The sequence below is a fragment of the Arthrobacter sp. JUb119 genome (assembly GCF_024807995.1).
Taxonomy (GTDB): domain Bacteria; phylum Actinomycetota; class Actinomycetes; order Actinomycetales; family Micrococcaceae; genus Glutamicibacter.
Map to the genome: position 1 here is coordinate 1 of NZ_JANUFE010000006.1, position 23,625 is coordinate 23,625.

Sequence of the window (23,625 nt, forward strand, 5' to 3'; positions counted from 1 at the left end):
GATGACAACCGCGGTGGCGGCTTCAAGCGTGATGACAACCGCGGTGGCGGTTTCCGCAATGACGATCGTGGCGGCTTCAAGCGTGATGACAACCGCGGTGGCGGCTTCAAGCGTGACGACAACCGCGGTGGCGGTTTCCGCAATGACGATCGTGGCGGCTTCAAGCGTGATGACAACCGCGGTGGCGGCTTCAAGCGTGACGACAACCGCGGTGGCGGTTTCCGCAATGACGATCGTGGCGGCTTCAAGCGTGATGACAACCGTGGCGGTGGCTTCAAGCGTGATGACAACCGCGGTGGCGGTTTCCGCAATGATGACCGTGGCGGCTTCAAGCGTGATGACAACCGTGGTGGCGGTTTCCGCAATGAAGACCGTGGTGGTTTCCGCGGCGAGCGTCGCGATGACAACCGTGGCGGTGGCTTCAAGCGTGATGACAACCGTGGTGGCGGTTTCCGCAATGACGATCGTGGCGGCTTCAAGCGTGACGATAACCGTGGCGGTGGCTTCAAGCGTGATGACAACCGTGATGGTGGCTTCAAGCGTGCCGACGACCGTCGCTCGAAGGGTGAGTACCCAGCACGTGAAGACCGCTTTGCTGATAAGCGCGGTGACGCACCGCGCGCACATAATCCTGGCGATCTTCGCATCTCGAACCGTGCCGATCGTGAACAGTCCCCAGATATCGATGAGGATGTTACCGGTAAGGAGTTGGACCGCGTAGCACGCGCCCAGCTGCGTTACCTCGAAGAGCGCTCGGCAAGCTGGGTCGCAAAGCACCTGGTGATGGCTGGCCGCCTGCTGGAAGACGACCCAGAGCTGGCATACGAGCACACCCTGGCAGCATCGCGCCGCGGCGGCCGTGTCGCGGTGGTTCGCGAGGCCGTTGGCATCGCTGCCTACCACGCTGGCAAGTACGCCGATGCACTGCGCGAACTGCGTACCCACCGTCGTATTTCCGGTTCGGACTACAACCTGCCATTGATCGCTGACTCGCTGCGTGGCCTGGGCCGCCCAGAGAAGGCAATCGAGCTCGCCCAGTCCGAGGAATGCGCCAATCTGGAAAGCGCCGTCAAGGTTGAAATGCAGATGGTTGCTGCCGGTTCGTATGGTGACTTGGGCAAGCTGGATAAGGCACTGGCTGAGCTGGAGTCGCTGGAACAGCTGAACTTCAACCGTGCCTTCTCCTTCAGCCCACGTTTGTTCACTGCCTACGCTGATCTGCTGTCGGCTGCCGGCCGTGCAGAAGACGCGAAGCGCTGGAACGCTCAGGTCGAGGTTGCAGAAAGCGCCCTGGGCATCGAGCGTGAAACCGAATCCTTCATCATGGACCTGGCTCCGGAGATGGATGAGGAAGAGGAAACCCCACGCGCCAAGGATCTGATCGAGCCTTCGGAAGCTGAAGAAGCAGATGCCGACGCCGAGGCCGAAGAAGCAGAAGAGGCAGAAGCCGAGCAGACCGGCATCGACGAGGAAGATGACCTGAACGAAGTCATCGAATCCGACACGGAAGCTGGCGAAGCTGACGTGGAAGAAGAATCGGCGAAGTAAGCTTTGGCGTAGTAGCCAAACACCTCAAGTAGTAGGAACCACCACCGAATGCTGATTTCCGGATTTGATTCCGTCCTCTCCGACTTGGACGGCGTCGTCTATGCTGGCCCGAACGCCATTGACGACGCCGTGGAGTCGCTGAACACCCTCGCGGAAGTGAATGTCACCTTGGCGTTCATTACCAACAATGCTGGGCGTTCGCCGATGTCCGTCGCGGCCCACCTGCGCCAGCTGGGCGTGAAAACCAGCGCTGAGCAGGTTTTCGGTTCTGCCGACGCCGGTGCGGAGATGCTGGCCCGCGAATTGAATCCGGGATCCAAGGTTTTGGTGGTGGGTTCCCCCTACCTGCGCGAATGCATTGCCGTGCGCGGGTTGGAAGTCGTCGAATCCCATAAGGAAGAACCCGTAGCGGTGATCCAGGGGTTCGACCCGGACATCTCGTGGAAGAACCTGGCCGAGGCCAGCTACGCGATCAATCACGGTGCCCAATGGGTTGCCACCAACACCGACCTGACGATTCCGCGCGCCGAGGGCCTGGCCCCGGGCAACGGATCGCTGGTCAATGCGGTGAAACTGGCCACGAGCGTGGAACCACGCGTGGCGGGCAAACCCGAATCCTACCTGTTCGCTCGGGCCGCGGACCGACTGGATTCCCAGCGCCCGCTGGTCGTCGGCGACCGCCTGGATACCGACATCCTTGGCGGCTTCCGTGCCGGGTTCTCCACCGCGCTGGTGCTGACCGGTGTGGACACTCCGCGCACAGCACTGGGCGCACCGGTCGAGCAGCGCCCCAACTACCTCATCAATTCGATGGCTGATCTGTACCGGCCGTACCCGACCATCAAGGTACTGGGCTACGGTGTGCAGGTCGGCGACGCGGTTGCCAAGGTCGATAACGGCGCGATCGAAGTCTCGGGCAGCGACCAGGACCTGAATGCCTGGCGCGCCGCCTGCCATGCCTGGTGGCTGGCCCATCCGCGCCAGTCGGGGCACGAAGAACCGGAAATCCGGTTTACCGAACGCGGGCTCGATGCCCTGCGCAAGATCCGGGGCTAAGCATGCAGCCGCAGAATCCTCTTCCGAGCCCTGGCCCTCGCGGGCCGGATGATGCAGCAGTGGAGCAGGCGCTGTCTTCCCTGGCCGACCATGACATTACCGAGCATGCCGGAATCTATGAGCAACTGCTCGCCGGCCTGCAGCAAGAACTGAATCGTACGGAGCACGGCGCGTGAATCGCCTGGATCAAGAACTTGTCACCCGTGGGCTGGCGCGCTCGCGCACCGAAGCAGCCAAGCTGATCGATGCCCAGCGGGTGCTGCTGAACGGGCAGGCCGCCACCAAGGCCGCCAAGAAGGTTTCCGCCACCGATGAGCTGGCGCTGGTGCCCAGCGAAGGCGAAGAATACGTCTCCCGTGCCGGGCATAAGCTCGCCGGAGCCCTAGATGCTTTTACGACTATTGACCCCGCTGGCCTGCACTGCCTGGACGCCGGTGCCTCGACCGGCGGCTTCACCGACGTGCTGTTGCGCCGCGGTGCGAAATCTGTGGTCGCAGCCGATGTAGGCCATGGCCAGCTGGTCGACGAGCTGCGCGAAGACCCCCGCGTCACGGTCCACGAAGGACTGAACGTCCGCTATCTGGCCCCCGAAGATATTGGGGGACCAGTCGACCTCGTAGTAGCCGACTTGTCCTTTATTTCGCTGCGCCTGGTGATCGACGCCTTGGCCGGGGCCGCCAAGGACGGCGGCTTCCTGCTGCTGATGGTCAAGCCGCAGTTCGAGGTCGGGCGCGAACACCTGAACCGCACCGGCGTGGTCACCGATCCCGCCCTGCGCCGCAGCTCCGTTGAAGCGGTGGTCGCCAGCGCGCAAGCCGCGGGACTGCACCTGCGCGGGCTGGCACGCAGCCCGCTGCCGGGACAGGACGGCAATGTCGAATTCTTCCTTTGGCTTGCCGCAGGAGAGGATCCACAGCCTGCCGATGTTCCACGCATCGGGCAGGATGTTGACTATTCTTAGTAGTGACGTGTTTTAGCCGTGGTCGATAACCACGGTCATTTTGCACCTCGCGATGCTGAGAGGGGCCGACCGCCTTGCGCCGAATCCTGATTTTCACCCATACCGGACGCCAAGAAGCGATCACCGCGGCCATAGAAACCTGCGCCCTGCTCAACGCCGCCGGAGCTATCCCGGTGATGCGCGGCAAGGACCAGCTGGCGATGACCGAAGCGATCGGCGCGGCTGTGCCTTCGGTGCAGGTGCTCGGCGAGGATTGCCAGATCGAGGACGTCGACATGGGCGTGGTGCTCGGTGGCGATGGCTCCGTGTTGCGTGCCGCGGAATTGGTGCGGGAATCCCCGATGCCGCTGGTGGGGGTAAACCTCGGGCATGTGGGTTTCCTCGCCGAAGCTGAACGCAGCGAACTGGCCTCCACCGTGGAAGCACTGGTCAATGAGACCTACACCGTGGAAGAACGCATGACCATGGAGGTCAAGGTGTGGCTGGACAACGTCTGCCTCGCCGAGACCTGGGCCTTGAACGAGGCCGCGGTGGAAAAGGCCAACCGCGAACGCATGGTCGAGGTCGTGATCGAGGTCGACGGCAGGCCGATCTCCACCTTCGGTTGCGATGGTGTCGTGATGGCCACGCCTACCGGTTCCACCGCGTACTCCTTCTCCGCCGGCGGCCCGGTGGTCTGGCCGGACGTGGCGGCGCTGATCATGGTGCCGATCTCCGCACACGCACTGTTCGCCAAGCCCCTGGTCATTTCCCCGGATTCGATCATGGCCGTCGAAATGCTGACCCGCACCGATGCCGGGGCCGTGCTCTGGTGCGATGGACGGCGCACCATCGAGCTGCCGCCGGGAGCCCGTGTGGAAGTAACGCGCAGTGACCGCCCGGTGTACATGGCGCGATTGAACACGACGCCGTTTTCCGAGCGCCTGGTCAACAAGTTCGAGCTGCCCATTACCGGTTGGCGCGGACCAGCGAAGGAAGAGGCGCGCCGTCCGGCCACTACGGCACTGCCGGTGATCGGACCAGGCCTGCAAAGCGTCGATCCGCATTACCGCGATGAACCGGGCATTCCCATGGTGGGACGCCCCGAGGACCAGGACTGAATAGCGGCCTCGAAGAAAAACTTTCCACATGCTCGAACATAGTTACGAAAAATAGGGTTAGAACACATATACTAAAAGCGCACGGTACGACTTGAACTCGACATTCGGGAGCAGGCATTGATTCAGGAAATCCAGATATCCAACCTTGGGGTGATCACCGAGGCCACGCTTCCGCTTGGTCCGGGACTCACGGTAGTCACCGGTGAAACCGGCGCTGGCAAGACCATGGTGATCACCGCCTTGTCCCTGCTGCTCGGGCGCCGGGCCGATGCCGGTGCGGTGCGCAACGGCGCCAAGCACGCTCTGGCTGAAGCCGTGGTGCACTTGCCGCCGGATCACCACGTGCTCGATGCCGCAGGCCAGGCAGGCGCATTCATCGAACCAGCGGGGGAGAACAGTGAACTGCTGCTTTCCCGCTCGCTCTCGGCCCAAGGCCGTTCACGCGCCACCATCGGCGGACGCAGCGCCCCTGTCGGCCTGCTGGCCGAGCTGGGGCACGATCTGGTGGCCGTCCATGGCCAATCGGACCAGATTCGCCTGAAAGAGCCGGTGGCGCAACGCGATGCCCTGGACCGCTTTGCAGGTAGCTCGCTGTCGCGCACGCTAAGCAACTACCAGCGAGCCTACCGCCAGTGGCGATCGGCTTCCAAGGAGCTGGCGGGGCTCAAAACCGAATCGCGCAACCGTGTTCGCGAAGCAGAAAACTTGCGCCTGGCGCTGGACGAGATCGATTCCCTGGATCCGCAGCCGGGCGAGGACGAAGCCTTGCGCGAGCAATCCATGAAGCTGGGCAATGTCGAGTCCCTGCGCACCGCCGGCCGGCAGGCGCAAGCCGTCATCGACTCGGAGGATTTCGAGAACCCGGGCGTTACCACCCTGGCGGAGACCGCCCGCGGCGTGCTGGCCCAGGCCAGTGACGATGACACTGCGCTGGCCGCCTTCGCGGAGCGGGCAGCGGAACTCGGCATTCTCGCCTCGGAACTCTCCAGTGATCTTGCCGCCTACGTTGCCGACCTCGATGAAGAAGGCCCGGAGCGCTTGGCGCAGATTGAAGCCCGCCGTGCCGATTTGAGCAAGCTCATGCGCAAGTATGCACCGAGCATTGATCAGGTGCTCGCCTGGGCTGCCGAATCCCGTACCCGTCTGGAAGAACTCGGTGGGGATGACTCGCGCATCGAGGAGCTGGAAACAGAAGTCGTTGAATTGGAGCACAAGGTGGCCTCGCTGGCCTCGGGCCTCTCCGACGCGCGCCGCAAGGCTGCCAAGAAACTCTCCGCGCAGGTTTCAGCCGAGCTCAAGGCCCTGGCGATGCCGGATGCCAAGCTCGTCATCGAGGTGAAGGAACTGGAAGAACCAGGTGCCTTCGGCCAGGACGCGATTTCCATGCTGCTGGCCCCGCATGCCGGAGCCTCGCCGCGACCGCTGGGCAAGGGTGCCAGCGGCGGCGAGCTCTCCCGCGTCATGCTGGCCATTGAAGTCGTCCTAGCGGCGGTCGACCCGGTGCCGACCTTCGTCTTTGACGAGGTGGACCAGGGCGTGGGTGGCAAAGCGGCGGTGGCCATTGGCGAGCGCCTGGCGATGCTGGCAAAGCATGTGCAGGTCATCGTCGTGACCCACCTGCCCCAGGTGGCCGCCTATGCGGATCGGCACATTCGTGTGATCAAGAATTCAGATGCCAAGTCGAAGGCGGGAGCTGGCTACACTGCCAGCGATGTCATCAGCTTGGATCAGGAAGCCCGCGTCAAGGAACTTGCGCGCATGCTCGCCGGCCAAGAGGAATCCGGCACGGCGCAGGCGCATGCTGAGGAGTTGCTTGAAGAAGCGCAGAACCTAGTGTCATCGCTCACCTCCAAGAAAATGGCGAAAGCCTAAAAGTCTTGGTGAGCCCCTGAATTACGGCAATGCTAGGGCATTGGCCGGAGGTGCACTAGAGTCTTATGAGGATGCGAAATATTGGAATGGTGATAGGATGAAATCCCGTGGTGCAGCGTAATTCAACTCGTGATTCTCGGTCGTCTGAAACGACAAAGCATATCTTCGTCACCGGCGGTGTGGCCTCTTCCCTGGGTAAGGGATTGACGGCATCCAGCCTTGGACATCTACTTCGAGCTCGTGGTCTCTCAGTGACCATGCAGAAGCTCGACCCGTACCTGAACGTCGATCCAGGTACTATGAACCCCTTCCAGCACGGTGAAGTCTTCGTTACTGACGATGGCGCAGAAACCGATCTGGATATCGGACACTATGAGCGTTTCCTGGATGAGAACCTTCCGGGTACCGCCAACGTGACCACCGGACAGGTCTACTCGACCGTTCTTGAACGCGAACGTCGCGGTGAATACCTCGGCGATACCGTTCAGGTCATCCCTCACATCACCGATGAGATCAAGCGTCGTATGCGCTTGGCAGCAACCGAACCAGGGGCCGGCAAGTCGGCACCTGACGTGATCATCACGGAAATCGGTGGCACCGTCGGCGATATCGAATCCCAGCCATTCCTCGAAGCAGCACGCCAGGTCCGCCAGGACATCGGCCGCAAGAACGCATTCTTCGTACACGTTTCCCTGGTTCCATTCATCGGCCCAAGCCATGAACTGAAGACCAAGCCTACCCAGCACTCCGTTGCCGCTTTGCGTTCGATCGGTATCCAGCCAGATTCGCTGGTAATCCGCTCGGACCGTCCAATCCCGGCAGAAATGCGCGCCAAGCTCGGCCGTACCTGCGATGTGGACACCGAAGCAGTGATCAACTGCGCCGATGCTCCAAGCATCTACGACATCCCAAAGGTCATCCACTCCCAGGGCCTGGACGCTTACATCGTCCAGACCTTGGAGATGAAGTTCCGCGACGTCGACTGGGCTTCATGGGATCGCTTGCTCGAAGTCGTGCACAACCCCGCAACCGAGCTGACCGTAGCTTTGGTGGGCAAGTACATCGATCTGCCCGACGCCTACCTGTCGGTCACCGAAGCTCTGCGTGCCGGCGGGTTCGCAAACAACGCCAAGGTCAACATCCGCTGGGTACCAGCAGATGACTGCGCTACCGAAGCAGGGGCCGCCAAGGCGCTTGAGGGTGCAGAGGCAATCTGCGTCCCCGGTGGCTTCGGCATCCGCGGTCTGGAAGGCAAGCTAGGCGCGCTGCGCTTCGCTCGCGAAAACAAGCTGCCAACCCTGGGCCTGTGCCTGGGACTGCAGTCGATGGTCATCGAATACGCCCGCAACATGGCTGGCCTCACCGATGCATCGTCCACCGAATTCGATCCTGAAACCTCGACCCCGGTCATCGCGACCATGGAAGAGCAGCTGGACATCGTTGAAGGCAAGGGCGACCTGGGCGGCACCATGCGTTTGGGCCTGTACGACGCAAAGCTGCTTGAGGGATCGGTTCTGGCTGAGACCTACGGCAAGACCGAGGTTGCGGAGCGCCATCGCCACCGCTACGAGGTCAACAACTCGTACCGCGCGCAGCTCGAAGAGGCTGGCCTGGTCTTCGCTGGCACCTCGCCAGATGGCAACCTGGTCGAGTTCGTTGAACTGCCAAGGGAAGTACACCCGTACTACGTTTCAACGCAGGCTCACCCTGAGCTCTCCAGCCGCCCGACTCGCCCGCACCCGCTGTTTGCAGGTCTGGTCGAGGCAGCTCTGGAGCTGCGCAAATAAGTAATACAGCTTGCCGGAGGTAAAACTCTGAAGGCACTGCGCGCCGGTCGTTACTGACCGGCGCGTAGCTGTTTAAGCTGGAGAATACCGACCAGCTTTTTCTACCGAAGGACGATCCTCGTGCCGCTGCATCCTATAGCCGATGAATTCTCACCACGTGAATTGCTGAACCGTGAAACCGTGTACGAGGGACGGATCTGGGACGTCATCCATGACACGGTGAAGCTCTCCGAATCCGGGGCGACCATTGAACGCGATTACATCAACCACCCCGGTGCTGTATGCGTTCTGGTCATGGATGCGGAAGAACGCATCTTGATGGTCAACCAGTACCGCCACCCGGTAGGCATGCGGCTGTGGGAAATCCCTGCCGGGCTGCTCGATGTGGCTGGAGAACCACCTTTGGAAGCTGCCAAGCGCGAATTATGGGAAGAAGCGGATCGTACCGCCGAGCACTGGTCGATCCTCACCGATGTCTTCTTGAGCCCGGGCTCCTCGGCCGAGGCAGTGCGAGTCTACCTCGCGCGCGATGCGAAACTGGTTGCCGCCGATCAGCGCCATGAGCGTACCGAGGAGGAAGCTGAAATGATCAGCACCTGGGTGCCGCTGGAGGAAGCCGTCGCAGCCGTGCTGGCAGGCAAGATCCATAATCCCACCGCGACAATCGCGATCCTTGCCGCTCATGCAGCCCGTACCAGCAAGTACTTGGACCTGCGCGATGCGAACGAGCCATTCGATGTGCACCCATACCTGCGCGAAGGATGAGCGACCACTTCGAGACCCCGCTCAAGCGCTACCTGCAGCATCTGGCGATCGAGCGTGGGCTGGCCGAGAATACCCTGGCTTCCTACCGGAGGGATCTGCTTCGCTACGTTGAAGCGCTGCAGGCAGCCGGTGTCGCGCAACCGCAGCAGATTACCGAGCTGGCCATCAGCGGCTACCTTCAGGAACTATCCCGCGGAGACGAGGAGCATAAGCCGTTGAGCGCCCGCTCCGTCGCTCGCCATTCGGTAGCCATCCGCCAACTGCACAAGTACTGGGAGCTCGAAGGGATTTGCGCGCCTAACCCGGCCCGCGAGATCCAGCCCCCCGCCATCGGGCAATCCCTGCCCAAAGCGATCTCCATCGATCAGGTCACCAGGATCCTCGAATCGGTGAGCATCGAAACCCCTGCCGGGCTGAGGGATCGCGCGATCCTGGAGTTCTTGTACTCCACCGGTGCGCGCATTTCCGAAGTCGTGGACCTGGACGTCGATGACCTGCACTTTGCCGAAGACGCCGTGGTGCGCTTGTTCGGCAAGGGATCCAAGGAACGCGTCGTTCCGGTCGGCGGTTATGCCCAGCGTGCGGTCAGCGATTATCTGGTGCGTGCCCGTCCCGGGCTAGCCACCAAGGGCAAGGGAACTCCAGCGTTGTTCCTGAACCAGCGCGGGGGACGGCTTTCCCGCCAATCGGTGTGGCTGTTGCTTTCGAAGGCAGCCGAGCGCGCCGGGATTACCACCGAGGTTTCTCCGCATACGCTGCGCCATTCCTTCGCCACTCATTTGCTGGAGGGCGGCGCGGATGTGCGGGTGGTCCAGGAGCTGCTGGGACATGCATCGGTCACCACCACGCAGATCTACACCAAGGTCACCGTGGATTCGCTGCGTGAGGCCTACCAGCTGGCCCACCCGAGGGTGAACTAGTGGTCGCCGGCCACCAAGTGCGTTCTGCCAAGCAGGTAGCCCTCGTGGCGCTGCTGCAGGAGCGCGAAGGACGGCTGCACGTGTTGCTCGGACGCAAGCGTCGCGGATTCGGCAAGGGCAATATCGTGTTGCCCGGCGGCAAGATCGAGCAGACAGAGATCGCGCGGCAAGCGGCCATCCGGGAATTCTCCGAGGAAACCGGACTGCTCCTCGCTCCGGAGGATCTGGAGCCTGCGGCGCAGGTCAATTTCCGGTTCCCCGCCCAGCCGGCAGCCGACATGGAATGCGCCACCTTCATTGCCCGGAAGGCATCGGGCCAGCTGCACATCACCGAGGAGCTCGAGCCGCTGTGGGCCGATCCGGCGGCCTTGCCCTTGGAGCAGATGTGGCAGGATTCCCCGTTGTGGCTGCCGCAACTCGTAGCCGGCGGGAAATTTACCGTCGAGATCGTGCTGGCGCAGGACAACACCTCGGTGCAGAGCATCAGCTTCGAGAACTGGGACTAGCCAGCGAGCTGCATCTAGTCCTGTTCGGTTTCGAAGATCAAGAGGTCGCCGGGCTGGCATTCCAATTCCCGGCAGAGGGCTTCAAGTGTGCTGAAACGTACGGCCTTGGCGCGCCCGTTCTTGAGCACCGCGAGGTTGGCCGGGGTAATGCCGATGCGTTCGGCCAACTCGCCGACGGCCATTTTGCGGCGGGCCAGCATCACGTCTATATCTACGCGGATTCCCATTAGATCACGCCGCCCAGTTCGGTACGGAGCGCATCGGCTTGGGCTTCGGTCATCGCCGCTTGTGCGAGCAACTGCCGCAGTACGAGCACGATGATGCTGATGCCGATCATCAGCACCCCGGCTCCACCAACAAGAAGCACGACTCCGGGTGCAATTTCCGTGCTGGCGGCGAAGATCGCTCCGAGGGCAAAAGTGGATAGGGCGCCGATCGTGAAGGCAATGATGATCGGCGTTACATAGCCCAGGGAAGCGGGATCGAAAACGGTGCCGCGTTTAACTCTCGTGGCTAGTTTCCACACGCTGTAGACGCAGGTTTCAATGATGAGCCCGGCGAGAAGCAAGTAGCCGAGGAAAGAGGCTTGAAAGAACTTGTCGGTGCCGTTGCTCGGCGACTCGTGGATCAAGATCATCGGGATCATGAACAGCTGCACAAAAAGCGTGCCAGCCAGGATCACGGCCAGAACTACCTTCAAACCGATAATGCTGAATTTTCCCATGGCAATAGACCTTATCGTTCTTCGGAATGCATCTATCGTTAAACGATAGGCCCATTGGCCTGGGACTGCAACCTTGGGCAACGATGGCAAGCCGATGCCGTCTCGCAGCAGGCACGGCAATGGCCACGGGCTGGCACGGCTATGCCATACCCGCGGCCAATGCCGTGAGTCGAAGCGTCTACAGCGAGCGCTGCTCCACGCCGTTATAAGCCGAAAGCGGGCGGATCAGCGCATTGGCTGCACGCTGCTCGAAGATGTGGCTGGTCCAGCCGGTGATGCGTGCCGCGATGAAGATCGGGGTGAACATCTCGGTGTCGAAGCCCATCAGATGATAGGTAGGGCCGGCCGGGTAGTCGAGGTTCGGCTTGATGGACTTGGCCTCGTCCATGGCTGCCTCCAGGCCGTCGTACAAGCCCAGCATCTCATGGCGGCCGTAGTGCTCGATCATGCGATCCAGCGCGGCCTTCATGGTTGGCACGCGGGAGTCGCCGTGCTTGTAGACGCGGTGGCCGAAGCCCATGACCTTCTTCTTGGCGGCCAGTGCCTCTTCCATCCACGCCTTGGCGCGCTTGGCGGCATCCTCGCGGGATTCTTCCTTGTCGATGCCGATCTCGTTGAAGGTATGCATGACAGCTTCGTTGGCGCCGCCGTGCAGGGGGCCCTTCAGTGCGCCGATCGCCCCGGTGACGGCCGAGTGCAGGTCGGAGAGGGTCGAGGTGATCACGCGGGCGGTGAAGGTCGAAGCGTTGAAGGAGTGCTCGGCATAGAGCACCATCGATACGCGGAACGCGTCGACAACCTCGGGGGCTGCTTCTTCGCCGAAGGCCATCCACAGGAAGTTCGAGGAGTAATCCAGATCTCCGCGCGGTGCTACCGCGTCCTGGCCGCGGCGGCGGCGCTGCTCGTAGGCAACCACTGCGGGGAAGGCCGCGAACAGCTCCTTGGCCTTGAGCAGCTCTGCCTCGGGGGAGGAGTTCTCGGCCTCGGGGTGGTTGGCGCCGATTACCGAGACGGCGGTACGGCCCACATCCATGGGATGGCAGTCAGCTGGAAGCAGGTCGATGGCGGCCTTCACCCGCGGGTCCAGCGCGCGGTTGGCCCGCTCGAAAGCACTGAACTCGGTCAGTTCGCTTTGCGTTGGCAGCTCGCCGGTCCAGAGCAGCAAGGCGACCTCTTCGAAGGACTTGTTCGCGGCCAGGTCCTGGACCGGGTAGCCGCGGTAGAGCAGCGAGTTGGTGTCTGGATTGACCTTGGAGACGGCGGTGTAGTCAACGACGACGCCTGCTAGGCCCTTCTTGATTTCCTCGGTGGCAGTCATTCTTGCTCCTCTTCATTGCCGGAGAATAATAATGCTTTGGGTCGCGCCGGCCGGCGGGTGCCGGCCGGCGCAGGGGGTAGTAGGTGCTTGCGAGCCTAGAGGTTCGCGCTGTTGGAATCAATGTCCAGGGTTGGGACCTGGAAGTTGAAGATTCCGGTGTCGAAGCGGTTGTATGCCTCGTAGTCCACGAGCTCGTACAAACGTGACCTGGTCAACATGCTATCCACTTCACGGGCCTGGGTGCCATCCTCGCTGATGGCATCCAGTACGCGTTCAGCCGCGCCCATGGCGCTGCGCAGCAAGGTGACCGGATAGATGATCAGCGCGACGCCTGCATCGGCCAGTTCCTGGCGGTTGAACAGCTCGGACTTGCCGAACTCGGTCATGTTCGCCAGTACCGGCACGTCGACCGCGTTGCATACTGCCTCGAATTCGGCGACGTTCTTCATCGCCTCCGGGAAGATCGCGTCGGCACCAGCATCGACCATCGCCTTGGCACGGTCGATCGCCGCATCCAGGCCATCGACCGCACGGATATCGGTGCGGGCCATGATCAGGAAGTTCTCATCGATGCGTGCATCAGCGGCAGCGGCGATGCGCTTGAGCATGGTGTCGGTATCCACCACATTCTTGCCATCCAGGTGCCCGCAGCGCTTCGGGTTGAACTGGTCCTCGATGTGGCAGCCGGCAAGGCCGGCGTATTCGAGTTCCTGGATGGTGCGCGCCACGTTCATCGGCTCGCCGAATCCGGTGTCGGCATCCACGATCGCCGGCAGGTCCGACATGCGCGCGATCTGCCCGGCGCGGGTTGCTACCTCGGTCAGCGAAGTCAGGCCGATATCCGGCAGGCCCAGGTCGTTGGCCAGCACGGCACCGGAGATGTAGATTCCGTCGAACTGCTTCTCGCTGATCAGCTTGGCCGAGAGCGGGTTGAAGGCTCCGGGGAACTGGCGGGCAGCGCCCGGGGTGAGCATCTCGCGCAGCGCAAGGCGCTTTTCTGCGGGGGTCCTGGTCGAGTACAGCATGCTAGAACAGGCCCTTCGGTGCGGCCGCGGCGTCGATGACGCCCGCTGCGGCGGCGATGTTCAGCTGGTCCAATTCGCCGGTGGCCAGGTTTTCCAGGTTTTCCGCGGCCGCGATGAAGCGGTCGATCTCGGCGTCGTCCACCAGGCCGGCGGCCAGGGTGCGGAACTTGTTGATGTACTGCTCGCGGGCGAAGGGACGGGCGCCCAGCGGGTGCGCGTCCGCAACGGCGATTTCGTCGGTGATCACGGTGCCATCGTTCAAGGTGATTTCCACCGAGCCGCCGAAAGCCTTCTCGGCAATATCCAGCGAGTGGTAGCGGCGGGTCCATTCGGCATCTTCTTCGGTGGCCACCTTGTTCCACAGCTCCACGGTGTCGGCGCGGCCGGCACGCTCTGGCGAGTAGGAATCCACGTGGTGCCATGCGCCATCCTGCAGGGCGACGGTGAAGATGTACGGGATCGAGTGATCCAGGGTCTCGCGCGATGCGGTTGGATCGTACTTCTGCGGGTCGTTGGCTCCGGAACCGATGACGTAGTGCGTGTGGTGGCTGGTCTTGATCAGCACCGACTTGACGTTCTGCGGGTCGGTGGCCTCCGGGTGCTCGCCATGCAGCTTGCGGGCCAGGTCGATCCAGGCCTGCGCCTGGTACTCGGCCGAATGCTCCTTGGTGTAGGTGTCCAGGATGGCGCGCTTGACTTCGCCGGCCTCTGGCAGCGGCACCTCGTAGGCGGCATCCTTGCCGTCGAGCATCCAGGCGATCACGCCGTCTTCGCCTTCGTAGATTGGCACGGGGGAAGTCTGGCCGCGCATCGCGCGGTCGGCAGCCTCGACGGCCATCTTGCCGGCGAAGGCCGGGGCATGGGCCTTCCAGGTGGAGATTTCGCCCTTGCGCGACTGGCGGGTGGCGGTGGTGGTGTGCAGGCCCTGGCCAACGGCCTGGAAGATGGTCTCGACATCCAGCCCCAGCAGGGTGCCGATGCCGGCAGCGGCCGATGGGCCCAGGTGCGCTACGTGGTCGATCTTGTGCTTGTGCAGGCAGATGGCCTTGACCAAGTCCACCTGGATCTCGTAGCCCGTGGCGATGCCGCGGATCAGGTCCTTGCCCGAAGCTCCGGTGTGCTGGGCAACCGCCAGGATCGGCGGGATGTTATCGCCCGGGTGGGAGTACTCGGCAGCCAGGAAGGTGTCGTGGTAATCCAATTCGCGCACGGCCACCCCGTTGGCCCACGCTGCCCATTCCGGGGAAACCTTCTCGGAAATGCCGAAGACGCTGGCGCCCGCACCGCCGGTGGATGGCGCGTGGGACAGTGCCTGGGCACGGGCGGCAACGATCGGCCCGCGGTTCAGCGAAGCGATCGCGACCGAAGCATTGTCGATGATGCGGTTAATGATCATGCCGGCCACTTCTGCGGTGACCTCTACCGGATCGGCAGCAACCGTGGCGATCTTATGTGCCAGCTGGTCTTCGCGAGCCAGGTTTTCCTCTGAGCGGTATACGCGTACGGGGTGGTTGATCATGGTAACTGCCTTTCTGATCCGGCCGCATGGGCCATGATGTGGGTGAAGGATTCGTGCAGGTGAACTGTGGTGGCCGCGGCCGCGACCTCTGGGTTTCCGCTGGCGATTGCCCTGGCGATGGCCGCGTGCTCGGAAGCGGAAGCCTTGAGCCTTTCGGGATTGTCCTTGGCCATGCGCCGCACCCGTTGCAGGTTCACCCGCAAGGTGCGCAGGGCGTTGGACAGGTAATTATTGCCAGCTGCTTCGTCGATGGACTCGTCCAGCAGCTGCACCAGCTGGTAGTAGGACTCCCGGGATCCGGGAAGCTCCACCTCCGTGAGAGCTGCTTCGAAGCGGCTGGCCAGCTGCGTGAAGGCCGATCGCTGCGCGGACTTGGCAGCTTCGCGTGCGCTGGCGCATTCCAATGCCAAGCGCAGTACGAACAGGTCTTCCACGTGGTCCTCGCTGACCTCGGAGACGACAGCGCCGCGTCCGCGATGCTGAACCGCCAAGCCGTCGGCGACCAGCCGGCCCAAGGCCTCGCGCACCGGAGTGCGGGAAACGCCCAGGCGCTCTGACTGTTCCACTTCGGCCAGGACGGTCCCTGGAGCCAGGCGCCATTCGACAATGTCGGCGCGGAGGCTCTCGTAAACCTTGTCGCTTGCTCTCATGGCTCCAGTGTATACATGAAACCCGAAAATGTGTGAGTTGCGCCAAATTCTTTTGGTATTTTTTCGAAATCTGTATACAAAGTGGTTGCGGTGATGTGATCGTACTCATACAGTTAACGCCAAGAGGACGACCTCAACCACCACACAGGTGCCGGATGATGATGCCCCGGTGCCAGGAGGAGAGAACCATGGTGCAGGAATACCGCCAGGCCTATGACCAAGCCACCAATGACCCCGCCGCATTCTGGCTGCAAGCTGCCCGGGATATCCATTGGGACAAGGCGCCGCGGATTGCGCTGGATGATTCGCGCAAGCCGCTGTATGGCTGGTTCCCGGATGGCATGCTGAACCTTTCGGCCAATGCGCTGGACCGCCACGTCGAAGCCGGACGCGGAGAGAGCGCCGCCTTGGTCTACGATTCGGCAATGCTGGGCACCGCCACCACCTACTCCTACTCCGAACTGCTGCGCGAAGTGGAAATCTTCGCCGGCGTGCTGGACGGACGCGGCGTGAAGGCCGGTGACCGCGTGCTGGTCTACCTGCCGATGATCCCGCAGGCGGCCATCGCGATGCTTGCTTGCGCACGCCTGGGTGCAATCCACTCGGTGGTCTTCGGCGGCTTCGCGCCCAAGGAACTGGCGGCCCGCATCACCGACTGCGCCCCGGTCGCGATCATTACCGCCTCCGGCGGCATCGAGCCAAGCCGCCGCATCGAATACCTGCCGGCAGTGGCCGAAGCGCTGGGCCTGGCCGAGCCTGCGGTCAGGGACGTGATCGTTGCCCACCGCGATGGCTTCGAGCACGGCCTGGACGAATACCAGGCAAAGCCGGTCAACGGCCAGCAGATCAATTGGCTGGACTGGGAAGAGCAGGCGAAGACCGCCTCGCCGGCCGGGCCGGTCTCCGTGCCATCCACCCACCCGCTCTACGTGCTCTACACCTCGGGAACCACCGGTGCCCCCAAGGGCGTGGTGCGCGACACCGGCGGCTACGCCACGGCCCTGCAGTACTCCATGAACGCGGTTTACGACGTGCATCCGGGAGATACCATGTTCACCGCCTCCGACGTGGGCTGGGTGGTCGGACACTCCTACATCGTCTATGCGCCGCTGATCGCCGGGGCCACCACGGTGCTCTACGAGGGCAAGCCCATCGGGACTCCGGATGCCGGCGCGTTCGGCCGGATCATCGAGGACCACAAGGTCACCACGATGTTCACCGCGCCGACTGCGCTGCGCGCGGTGCGCAAGGCCGACCCGGAAGGCGCGATGATCGCCAGCCACGATCTGTCATCGCTGCGTGCGCTGTTCGTCGCCGGCGAGCGGCTGGATCCGGATACCTACCACTTCGCCTCGAAGCTGCTGGGCATCCCCGTGGTGGATAACTGGTGGCAGACCGAAACCGGCTGGCCGATCGCGTCCAACCCGCTGGGCCTGGAAGAGCTGCCTGCCAAGGCCGGTTCGCCGACCACCCCGGTACCGGGGTTCGACGTGCAGATCCGCGATGCGCTGGGCGAGCAGCTAGGCGCGAACCAGGAAGGCAACATCGTTGTCCGGCTGCCCTTGCCGCCCGGCGCCTTGACCACCCTGTGGGGCAACGACCAGCGCTTCATCGACACCTACCTCTCGCAGATCCAGGGGTGCTACCTCACCGGCGATTCCGGCTTCCTGGACGACGACGGCTACCTGTTCGTCATGGGGCGAACCGATGACGTGATCAACGTGTCCGGGCACCGCCTGTCCACCGGTGCCATGGAGCAGGTGCTGGCGAGCCATCCCGCCGTGGCCGAATGCGCGGTGATCGGCCTGGCCGACGCGCTCAAGGGCCAGCGGGCCAGCGGCTATGTGGTGCTCAAGTCCGGTGTGCAGATCCAGGAGGAAACGCTGAAGAAGGAAATCGTCGCGCTGGTGCGCCAGCATATCGGCGCGGTGGCCGACTTCCGCGAAGTCACCGTCGTGGCGGCGCTGCCCAAAACCCGTTCGGGCAAGATCCTGCGCAAGACCATGCGGCAGATTGCCGATGGCAAGGAATACTCGGTCCCGTCGACCATCGAGGACACCGCGGTGCTCGACGAGCTGGTGCCGCTACTGCGTCCCGAAGCCTAGGGGAAACCAGAGCCTAGCTGCGCGAGGCTGCCCGGTATTCGTATTCCGGGCGGCCTCGCGTGCCATGCCGGGGCTGCTTGACCACGGCCTTGACCTCGGCAAGATGCTCCAGATAGCGCCGGGCGGTGACCCGGGAGATACCCAGCTCTTCTCCGAGCTCGGTCGCTGACAGGCAGGTATCGGGCTTGCTGCGCAGATGGTCGGTGATCTGCGCCAGCGTTTCCGGAATCAGCCCCTTGGGCAGGGACGCGGAAGCGCTGGTGGTGCGGAGGGCCGAGAACGCATTATCCAGCGCGGCCTGGCTGGTATCCGGGCCGGTGGAGCTGATCTCGGAAATGAACCGCCGGTGGTTCTCCAATTTCTCGGTGAACGCCGCGAAGGTGAAGGGCTTGATCAGGTACTGGGTGATTCCGGTGGCTACCGCCGAACGCACCACAGCCAAATCCCGCACCGCGGTAATGGCGATGATGTCGGTGGTCAGCCCGCGGCCGCGCATGCGCTTGGCGACGTCGATGCCGTGCAGGTCGGGCAGGGTCATATCCAGCAGGACCAGGTCAAAGGGATCCTGGGCATCGCGGGCCGCGGCCAGGAGCCCGAGCGCCTGCTGGCCGTTGGCGGCAATGGCGCCGGTGGCGAATCCCGGAACGCGGTTGACGTACTTGGCGTGGGAGGCGGCAGTTTGCGGCTCGTCGTCGACCACGAGCACCTTGAAGCTGTGCGAGGCGGTGCCCGGCGGGGGCGTGGCTGCAGGGGATTCGTGCACGGTACCCTCCTGGGCTAGTCGCTGATTCTCAAGGGCAAGGTGACGGTGAAGATTGCGCCGGCATCGTTATCAACACCCATTGTGCCACCTAGCCGCAGCACCGCCTGCTGCACCAGTGCCAGCCCCAGGCCGCGCGGCTGGCCGCCGGCCTTGGTGCTGGCCCCGAAGCGCAGCAGCTGATCGAGGAACTCGGGTTCGATGCCCGGGCCGGAATCGGCCACCGCGATGATCAGCTCGTCATCGGCCGCGGCCACTTCCACCCACACCGTCGCGTCCTGGGTGCCCGCCGAAGCATCCAGCGCGTTATCCAGCAGGTTGCCGACGATGGTGACGATGTCGGTGGCGGCAAAGGCATTGCCCGGAATCATGCCCTGCGCGTTGATATCGAGCTTCACGCCGCGCTCATGGGCTTGGGCGGCCTTGGCCACCAGCAGGCTGGAAAGATAGACGTCGTCGATGGAATGCACGATCGCATCGGTGAGCTTCTGCGAATGCTGGCGGTCATCGACCGCGAAGGCCAGCGCCTTGTCGCTCTGGCCATTTTCGATCAGCGTGGCAATGGTGTGCAGGCGGTTGGCATGCTCATGGGTTTGCGCTCGCAGGGCGGTGGAGAAGGTCTTCAGCGATTGCACTTCGCCGGCCAGTTCCTGCACTTCGGTCAAATCGCGCAGCGTCATGACCTGGCCGGTCACCGGCTGGGAACCGAACCAGCGGGCCGGCAGCCCGCCGCGGCGGGGCAACCGCGCGTTGGTCAGGCGGGCCGGGCCCTGGGAAATGGACAGCACGGTGTGGGTGCCCAAATGGATTTCGTCCTTGCAGCTGCGTCCGGTCGCCATCAGGGTGCGCAGGGTTTCGGGGATCTGCACCTGGTCGAGGTCCAATCCGCCGGAAGGCACCTCCTCGGGGAAGCCGAGCAATCTGGAAGCTTCCTGGTTGTAGAGCACGATGCGGTGCCGCCGGTCCAGCAGGACCAGGCCCTCGCGAACCGAGTGCAGGGCCGAGAAGTAGAAGGCGTAGAGCCGGCGCAGCCCGTGCGGGCCGAAGCCGAGCGTGGCCTGGTTGACGTAGCGGGAGAAGGACCATGAGCTGAAACCCGCCAGCAGCAGGGCCAGCGCCGAAACGGTCATGATCTGCGGAAGTTCGCTGCGGTAGATCGACTCCAGGCTCTCCAGCGTGATGCCCGAAGAGACCATCCCCACCAGCTCGCCGTCGTGGTAGACCGGGGCGATGGTGCGCACCGAAAGGCCCAAGGTGCCCGCGGCCACCTCGTTGTGGGTCTGGCCGGCCAGCGCCTGGTTGATGCTGCCCGAATATCCCTTGCCCAGCTGCTCGGGGTCGGGGTGGGTGACGCGCAGGGCATCGGGGGTCATGATCGTAATGAAATCCACGCCTTGCCCGCGGTCCAGGATCTTGTCGGTGTAGGGCTGCAGCTGCTCGGTGGGGTGATCGCCGGCCAGGGCCTGGGACACGAAAGGATCGTTGGCCAGGGTGATGGAAATCGTGGCCACCGTGGCCTGCTTGTCATCCTGGATCACCTGCGCCTGGTGCTGGTAGGTGGCGACCGCCAGGCCCACGACGACGAAGATGACCACCAGCATCTGGGCGGCGAAGATGACTACCGCCAGGGACCAGCCGTCGCGGCTGAGCGGTGCGGGGGAGGCGGCCTCGCGGGTGGGGCGGGCCAGCGACAGGTCGGTGAAATGATCGGTCACTGCGCTCATCTCCTTGTGCTGCCTGGTCCTTGTACTGTTCACCGCGTGACCAATATGAACGCAATGGAGATGCGGATCACTTCGAACCGCACCATGGATACAGAACGATTCTACGTAATGCCGGCTGTGCAAGGGTGCACGGTTCGGTTCCATGCGCTCACAAGGGTAGGACTACCATGGCTGTCACAGACCAGATGCCGCCGGCAGGCAATTCGCCGCAGGCCGGAACGAAGAAGAAAGACAAGACCCACTGGCTGTACATCATGGTGATTGCCGCCGTGGTGCTCGGCGCAGCGGTCGGCCTGCTGGCCCCGGAGGTGGGCAAGGCCCTCAAGCCCCTGGGCACCGGATTCGTCGCACTGATCAAGATGCTGATCGGTCCAGTCATCTTCTGCACCATCGTCCTGGGCGTTGGTTCCATTGCCAAGGCGGCAACCGTCGGCAAGGTCGGCGGCCTGGCGCTGCTGTACTTCATCACCATGTCCACCTTTGCGCTGGCCATCGGCCTGGTCGTCGGCAACATCATCCACCCGGGTTCGGGTCTGAAGCTCGAGCCGTACGAGTCGGGATCCGGCGGCGGGGAGAACTCCACCGTGGCCTTCCTGCTGGAAATGATTCCGGGCGACATCCCCGTGCTGCCGACCCTGGTGCTGGCCCTGCTGGTCGGCTTCGCGCTGCAGTCCATGGGCAAGTCCGGCGAGCCTGTGCTCAACGCAGTCAAGCACATCCAGGCGGTGGTCTTCCGCCTGATGATGATGATCATGTGGGCTGCCCCGATCGGTGCCTTCGGTGCCATTGCCGCAGTGGTCGGCGCTACCGGCTGGGCCGCCATCGGCTCGATGGCGATCCTCATGGGTGCCTTCTACGTCACCTGCGCGCTCTTCATCGTCGTCGTCCTCGGTTCCCTGTTGCGCCTGGTCACCGGCCTGAACATCTTCCTGCTGCTGAAGTACCTGGCTCGCGAATACCTGCTGATCTTCTCCACCTCATCCTCCGAGTCGGCACTGCCGCGCCTGATCGCCAAGATGGAGCACGCAGGGGTGTCCAAGCCCGTCGTGGGCATCACCGTGCCTACCGGCTACTCCTTCAACCTCGATGGCACCGCCATCTACCTGACCATGGCGGCACTCTTCGTCTCAACGGCCATGGGCATGCCCATGAGCCTGAGCGAGCAGATCGGCCTGCTGGTCTTCATGATCATCGCTTCCAAGGGCGCAGCCGGCGTGACCGGCGCCGGCCTGGCCACCCTGGCAGCCGGCCTGCAGTCGCACCGCCCGGAACTGCTGGACGGCATGGGCGTGATCGTGGGCATCGACAAGTTCATGTCCGAGGCCCGCGCGCTGACCAACTTCACCGGCAACGCCGTGGCAACCTTGCTGATCGGCAAGTGGACCAGGGAGATCGACATGGACCAGGCCAAGGCCGTACTGGCGGGCAGCCTTCCATTCGACGAGAGCAGCGTCGAAGGCCACTAGGACCTTGCTGGAAATCCGTTATCCGACAGGTTCGGGTAACGGATTTTCTGCGTCTGGGCGCCTTTGGCAAGATAGGGCCAGCCGGGCGCAGCAGCCAGCAGGCGGAAAGGCATCATGGGTTCAGCGGTACGAGTGTGCTTTGTCGGCGATTCCTTCGTCGCAGGAGTCGGCGATGAAACCCATCGCGGATGGGCGGGGCGGCTGGTCGCCCGGGGAATCGAACGGGGCCATGGGCTCACCGGCTACAACCTCGGTGTTCGCGGCGATACCAGCGCCATGATCCGGCAGCGATTCGAAGCTGAATGCGCCGCACGCTTTCTGCCGGGGGACTACGCGCCAGGCGTGGTGCTCTGCTTCGGGGTCAACGACGTGATCCGCTGGGACGCGAAGCCGCGGGTGGCCGCCGGAGAACGGATCCAGAACCTCGAGGCCATCCTGGATGCGGCAAAGGAACGCAATTGGCCGGTTCTCATGATCGGTCCGCCGCCGATCGCCGATGATGCATTGAACGCGGAACTGCGCGAGCTGGATGCGCAAATGCGGGCACGGTGCGCGTCGAGGAATGTGCCTTATCTAAGCGTGTTCGGGGATCTCGCGGGACATGAGCTGTGGCGCCGCCAAGTGGCCGCCGATGATGGAGCGCACCCGCGCGCAGCAGGCTATGACCTGCTGGCGGGGATGGCCAGCCAGGCTTGGGACCCGTGGCTTGCGGAACTGGGCAGCTAGGCTGGAGCAATGAACGGGACACCGCACCGGCAGCAGTATCGTGCACTGGCAGACGCCGAAGAAGAACTGGTCGAACTCGCCCGGCGGACCATTGAGGCAGCAACCGACGCGCCCGATGGCGGCGACGGGGTGCACACCATGGGTGCCGCGGTGCTGGCTGCCGACGGCGCCATGCACGCCGGCGTGAATTTCTACCACTTCACCGGAGGCCCGTGTGCAGAGCTGGTGGCCTTCGGTGCGGCCCGTGCGGCCGGGGCAAGGGATCCGCAGGTGGTGGTGGCAGTGGGCAACCAGGGGCGCGGCATCAAAAACCCGTGCGGGCGCTGCCGCCAGGTGATGGCTGATAGCTATCCGTGGCTGCGGGTCATCGTCGATACCCCGCACGGGGCGCGCAGCATCGGCATTCGCGAGCTGCTGCCGTTGTCTTTCGACTGGTTGGCCGAGCAAGCCTGAGAGCCTGATGCCCGGCTCAGCGCGAGAGGCCGGGCAAGGGCGAAGCGAGCACCACCCGGTTGCCGTCGGGATCCTGCAGCTGCACGATCCGTGCTCCGCCGCCGGGCTGCGGGCCGTGATGCCCGATGCCCGCATCCAGCAGGCGCGCGGCCTGCGCGTCGAGGTCGGCCACTTCCAGGACCAGCGTGCTGTATCCGGCACGGTCGGGCTCCGCGAAGACCTGGACTCCGAATCCCGGGGCCAGATGCCATTCGAGCAGCCCGTCCATGGGCAGCTGGTCCGGCGCCCGGTTGAAGAGCCGCGCGTACCAGTGCTCGGCTCGGGCCAAATTCGATACCGTGCAATTGCTGAGCATTCCCGTGAACATCTGCCTCGCCCCTTATGCCGCCGGATGCCGGCGCGTGTGGAACCATTCGACCACCGGAATGCGCCAGGATCAAGAACTTATCCGAATAGCCAGCGGATGATCGGGCTGGGCACCAGGGCGCTGCCCAGCCGGGGACTCCACGGCAGGATCACCCTCCAGTGCCTGGCCGGTGGCTTGGGCCAGATCGCAGGGGTGGTCGAGCAGGTCGCGTACCGTCCAAGCGGTGCATGGCGCGGGAATCCTGGCTCATGATGATTCCGGTTTTCGGCCCAG

23 protein-coding genes and 1 pseudogene are annotated in these 23,625 nt (G+C 63.5%); 14 read left to right on the forward strand and 10 right to left on the reverse strand.

Annotation, left to right across the window (positions count from 1 at the left end; all coding sequences use genetic code 11):
• From M2368_RS14880 to M2368_RS14925, 10 genes and pseudogenes are all read left to right on the forward strand, one after another.
• A pseudogene (locus M2368_RS14880) lies at positions 1-390 on the forward strand (DEAD/DEAH box helicase); the annotation flags it as partial.
• Between the two features lie 318 nt (positions 391-708).
• Positions 709-1,548: a hypothetical protein gene (locus M2368_RS14885; RefSeq protein WP_498724712.1), complete on the forward strand. Its 840-nt coding sequence runs from the start codon at positions 709-711 to the stop codon at positions 1,546-1,548.
• 48 nt (positions 1,549-1,596) lie between these two features.
• Positions 1,597-2,604 (forward strand): HAD-IIA family hydrolase, encoded by a 1,008-nt coding sequence (locus M2368_RS14890; protein WP_105659024.1) that lies wholly within the window; start codon positions 1,597-1,599, stop codon positions 2,602-2,604.
• Between the two features lie 172 nt (positions 2,605-2,776).
• Positions 2,777-3,565 carry a TlyA family RNA methyltransferase gene (locus M2368_RS14895; RefSeq protein ID WP_105659025.1) on the forward strand — a complete coding sequence of 263 codons (789 nt, stop codon included), beginning with the start codon at positions 2,777-2,779 and terminating at the stop codon, positions 3,563-3,565.
• A gap of 74 nt (positions 3,566-3,639) precedes the next feature.
• Entirely contained in the window at positions 3,640-4,665 is a 1,026-nt protein-coding gene (locus M2368_RS14900) for an NAD kinase (protein ID WP_105659026.1), read from the forward strand.
• Positions 4,666-4,782: 117 nt separating this feature from the next.
• Positions 4,783-6,537: a DNA repair protein RecN gene (recN, locus tag M2368_RS14905; protein WP_498724627.1), complete on the forward strand. Its 1,755-nt coding sequence runs from the start codon at positions 4,783-4,785 to the stop codon at positions 6,535-6,537.
• A gap of 107 nt (positions 6,538-6,644) precedes the next feature.
• Positions 6,645-8,324: a CTP synthase gene (pyrG, locus tag M2368_RS14910; RefSeq protein ID WP_332487349.1), complete on the forward strand. Its 1,680-nt coding sequence runs from the start codon at positions 6,645-6,647 to the stop codon at positions 8,322-8,324.
• Between the two features lie 120 nt (positions 8,325-8,444).
• On the forward strand, positions 8,445-9,089 hold the full coding sequence (locus M2368_RS14915) for an NUDIX domain-containing protein (RefSeq protein WP_105659029.1): 645 nt from the start codon (positions 8,445-8,447) through the stop codon (positions 9,087-9,089).
• On the forward strand, positions 9,086-10,009 hold the full coding sequence (gene xerD, locus M2368_RS14920; RefSeq protein WP_388025416.1) for a site-specific tyrosine recombinase XerD: 924 nt from the start codon (positions 9,086-9,088) through the stop codon (positions 10,007-10,009). The genes M2368_RS14915 and xerD overlap by 4 nt, the downstream gene beginning before the upstream one ends.
• A complete protein-coding gene (locus M2368_RS14925) occupies positions 10,009-10,515 on the forward strand; it encodes an 8-oxo-dGTP diphosphatase (RefSeq protein ID WP_388025414.1) in 507 nt (168 codons plus the stop codon). Before xerD ends, M2368_RS14925 begins: the two co-directional genes overlap by 1 nt.
• A gap of 14 nt (positions 10,516-10,529) precedes the next feature.
• Here M2368_RS14925 and M2368_RS14930 read toward each other — a convergent pair whose 3' ends face one another.
• The 6 genes from M2368_RS14930 to M2368_RS14955 all read right to left on the reverse strand — a co-directional run bounded on the left by M2368_RS14930 (position 10,530) and on the right by M2368_RS14955 (position 15,751).
• A complete protein-coding gene (locus M2368_RS14930) occupies positions 10,530-10,742 on the reverse strand; it encodes a helix-turn-helix domain-containing protein (protein WP_105659032.1) in 213 nt (70 codons plus the stop codon).
• Positions 10,742-11,239, reverse strand: coding sequence for a DUF2975 domain-containing protein (locus M2368_RS14935; protein ID WP_105662543.1), 498 nt, complete (start codon positions 11,237-11,239; stop codon positions 10,742-10,744). Before M2368_RS14935 ends, M2368_RS14930 begins: the two co-directional genes overlap by 1 nt.
• 178 nt (positions 11,240-11,417) lie before the next feature.
• Positions 11,418-12,557 carry a bifunctional 2-methylcitrate synthase/citrate synthase gene (locus tag M2368_RS14940; protein WP_498724628.1) on the reverse strand — a complete coding sequence of 380 codons (1,140 nt, stop codon included), beginning with the start codon at positions 12,555-12,557 and terminating at the stop codon, positions 11,418-11,420.
• Between the two features lie 95 nt (positions 12,558-12,652).
• A complete protein-coding gene (prpB, locus tag M2368_RS14945; RefSeq protein ID WP_332487338.1) occupies positions 12,653-13,582 on the reverse strand; it encodes a methylisocitrate lyase in 930 nt (309 codons plus the stop codon).
• Between the two features lies 1 nt (position 13,583).
• Positions 13,584-15,101 (reverse strand): MmgE/PrpD family protein, encoded by a 1,518-nt coding sequence (locus M2368_RS14950; protein WP_498724629.1) that lies wholly within the window; start codon positions 15,099-15,101, stop codon positions 13,584-13,586.
• The gene (locus M2368_RS14955) at positions 15,098-15,751 is read right to left on the reverse strand and encodes a GntR family transcriptional regulator (RefSeq protein WP_332487334.1); all 654 of its coding nucleotides are present in this window, start codon (positions 15,749-15,751) and stop codon (positions 15,098-15,100) included. The genes M2368_RS14950 and M2368_RS14955 overlap by 4 nt, the downstream gene beginning before the upstream one ends.
• Before the next feature lie 188 nt (positions 15,752-15,939).
• Between M2368_RS14955 and M2368_RS14960 the strand changes: the two genes are divergently transcribed.
• Positions 15,940-17,856 carry an AMP-binding protein gene (locus tag M2368_RS14960; protein WP_332498096.1) on the forward strand — a complete coding sequence of 639 codons (1,917 nt, stop codon included), beginning with the start codon at positions 15,940-15,942 and terminating at the stop codon, positions 17,854-17,856.
• Positions 17,857-17,869: 13 nt separating this feature from the next.
• Here M2368_RS14960 and M2368_RS14965 read toward each other — a convergent pair whose 3' ends face one another.
• Positions 17,870-18,619 carry a response regulator gene (locus M2368_RS14965; RefSeq protein WP_332503127.1) on the reverse strand — a complete coding sequence of 250 codons (750 nt, stop codon included), beginning with the start codon at positions 18,617-18,619 and terminating at the stop codon, positions 17,870-17,872.
• A gap of 14 nt (positions 18,620-18,633) precedes the next feature.
• Complete coding sequence (locus M2368_RS14970; protein WP_166650818.1) at positions 18,634-20,340, reverse strand: sensor histidine kinase; 1,707 nt, start codon at positions 20,338-20,340, stop codon at positions 18,634-18,636.
• 167 nt (positions 20,341-20,507) lie between these two features.
• Here M2368_RS14970 and M2368_RS14975 point away from each other — a divergent pair, with 167 nt between their 5' ends.
• The 3 genes from M2368_RS14975 to M2368_RS14985 all read left to right on the forward strand — a co-directional run bounded on the left by M2368_RS14975 (position 20,508) and on the right by M2368_RS14985 (position 22,985).
• Positions 20,508-21,806 (forward strand): cation:dicarboxylate symporter family transporter, encoded by a 1,299-nt coding sequence (locus tag M2368_RS14975; RefSeq protein WP_105659041.1) that lies wholly within the window; start codon positions 20,508-20,510, stop codon positions 21,804-21,806.
• Positions 21,807-21,920: 114 nt separating this feature from the next.
• Complete coding sequence (locus M2368_RS14980) at positions 21,921-22,532, forward strand: DUF459 domain-containing protein (RefSeq protein ID WP_402697185.1); 612 nt, start codon at positions 21,921-21,923, stop codon at positions 22,530-22,532.
• A 9-nt stretch (positions 22,533-22,541) separates the two neighbouring features.
• Positions 22,542-22,985 (forward strand): cytidine deaminase family protein, encoded by a 444-nt coding sequence (locus tag M2368_RS14985; protein WP_105662547.1) that lies wholly within the window; start codon positions 22,542-22,544, stop codon positions 22,983-22,985.
• Between the two features lie 16 nt (positions 22,986-23,001).
• On the opposite strand, the gene M2368_RS14990 is transcribed toward M2368_RS14985, so the two are convergent.
• Both M2368_RS14990 and M2368_RS14995 read right to left on the reverse strand, forming a co-directional pair.
• Positions 23,002-23,352 (reverse strand): VOC family protein, encoded by a 351-nt coding sequence (locus tag M2368_RS14990; RefSeq protein ID WP_402697187.1) that lies wholly within the window; start codon positions 23,350-23,352, stop codon positions 23,002-23,004.
• A gap of 69 nt (positions 23,353-23,421) precedes the next feature.
• Positions 23,422-23,592: a maleylpyruvate isomerase N-terminal domain-containing protein gene (locus M2368_RS14995; RefSeq protein WP_133834507.1), complete on the reverse strand. Its 171-nt coding sequence runs from the start codon at positions 23,590-23,592 to the stop codon at positions 23,422-23,424.
• Positions 23,593-23,625 lie beyond the last annotated feature (33 nt).

Bases quoted from the DNA above. Each gene is read 5' to 3' on its own strand.
- M2368_RS14985 (WP_105662547.1), top strand. From the start codon at position 22,542: ATGAACGGGACACCGCACCGGCAGCAGTATCGTGCACTGGCAGACGCC.
- M2368_RS14975 (WP_105659041.1), top strand. From the start codon at position 20,508: ATGGCTGTCACAGACCAGATGCCGCCGGCAGGCAATTCGCCGCAGGCC.
- xerD (WP_388025416.1), top strand. From the start codon at position 9,086: ATGAGCGACCACTTCGAGACCCCGCTCAAGCGCTACCTGCAGCATCTG.
- M2368_RS14970 (WP_166650818.1), bottom strand. From the start codon at position 20,340: ATGAGCGCAGTGACCGATCATTTCACCGACCTGTCGCTGGCCCGCCCC.
- M2368_RS14990 (WP_402697187.1), bottom strand. From the start codon at position 23,352: ATGTTCACGGGAATGCTCAGCAATTGCACGGTATCGAATTTGGCCCGA.
- M2368_RS14935 (WP_105662543.1), bottom strand. From the start codon at position 11,239: ATGGGAAAATTCAGCATTATCGGTTTGAAGGTAGTTCTGGCCGTGATC.
- prpB (WP_332487338.1), bottom strand. From the start codon at position 13,582: ATGCTGTACTCGACCAGGACCCCCGCAGAAAAGCGCCTTGCGCTGCGC.
- M2368_RS14940 (WP_498724628.1), bottom strand. From the start codon at position 12,557: ATGACTGCCACCGAGGAAATCAAGAAGGGCCTAGCAGGCGTCGTCGTT.
- M2368_RS14950 (WP_498724629.1), bottom strand. From the start codon at position 15,101: ATGATCAACCACCCCGTACGCGTATACCGCTCAGAGGAAAACCTGGCT.
- M2368_RS14955 (WP_332487334.1), bottom strand. From the start codon at position 15,751: ATGAGAGCAAGCGACAAGGTTTACGAGAGCCTCCGCGCCGACATTGTC.
- M2368_RS14960 (WP_332498096.1), top strand. From the start codon at position 15,940: ATGGTGCAGGAATACCGCCAGGCCTATGACCAAGCCACCAATGACCCC.
- M2368_RS14890 (WP_105659024.1), top strand. From the start codon at position 1,597: ATGCTGATTTCCGGATTTGATTCCGTCCTCTCCGACTTGGACGGCGTC.
- M2368_RS14980 (WP_402697185.1), top strand. From the start codon at position 21,921: ATGGGTTCAGCGGTACGAGTGTGCTTTGTCGGCGATTCCTTCGTCGCA.
- M2368_RS14930 (WP_105659032.1), bottom strand. From the start codon at position 10,742: ATGGGAATCCGCGTAGATATAGACGTGATGCTGGCCCGCCGCAAAATG.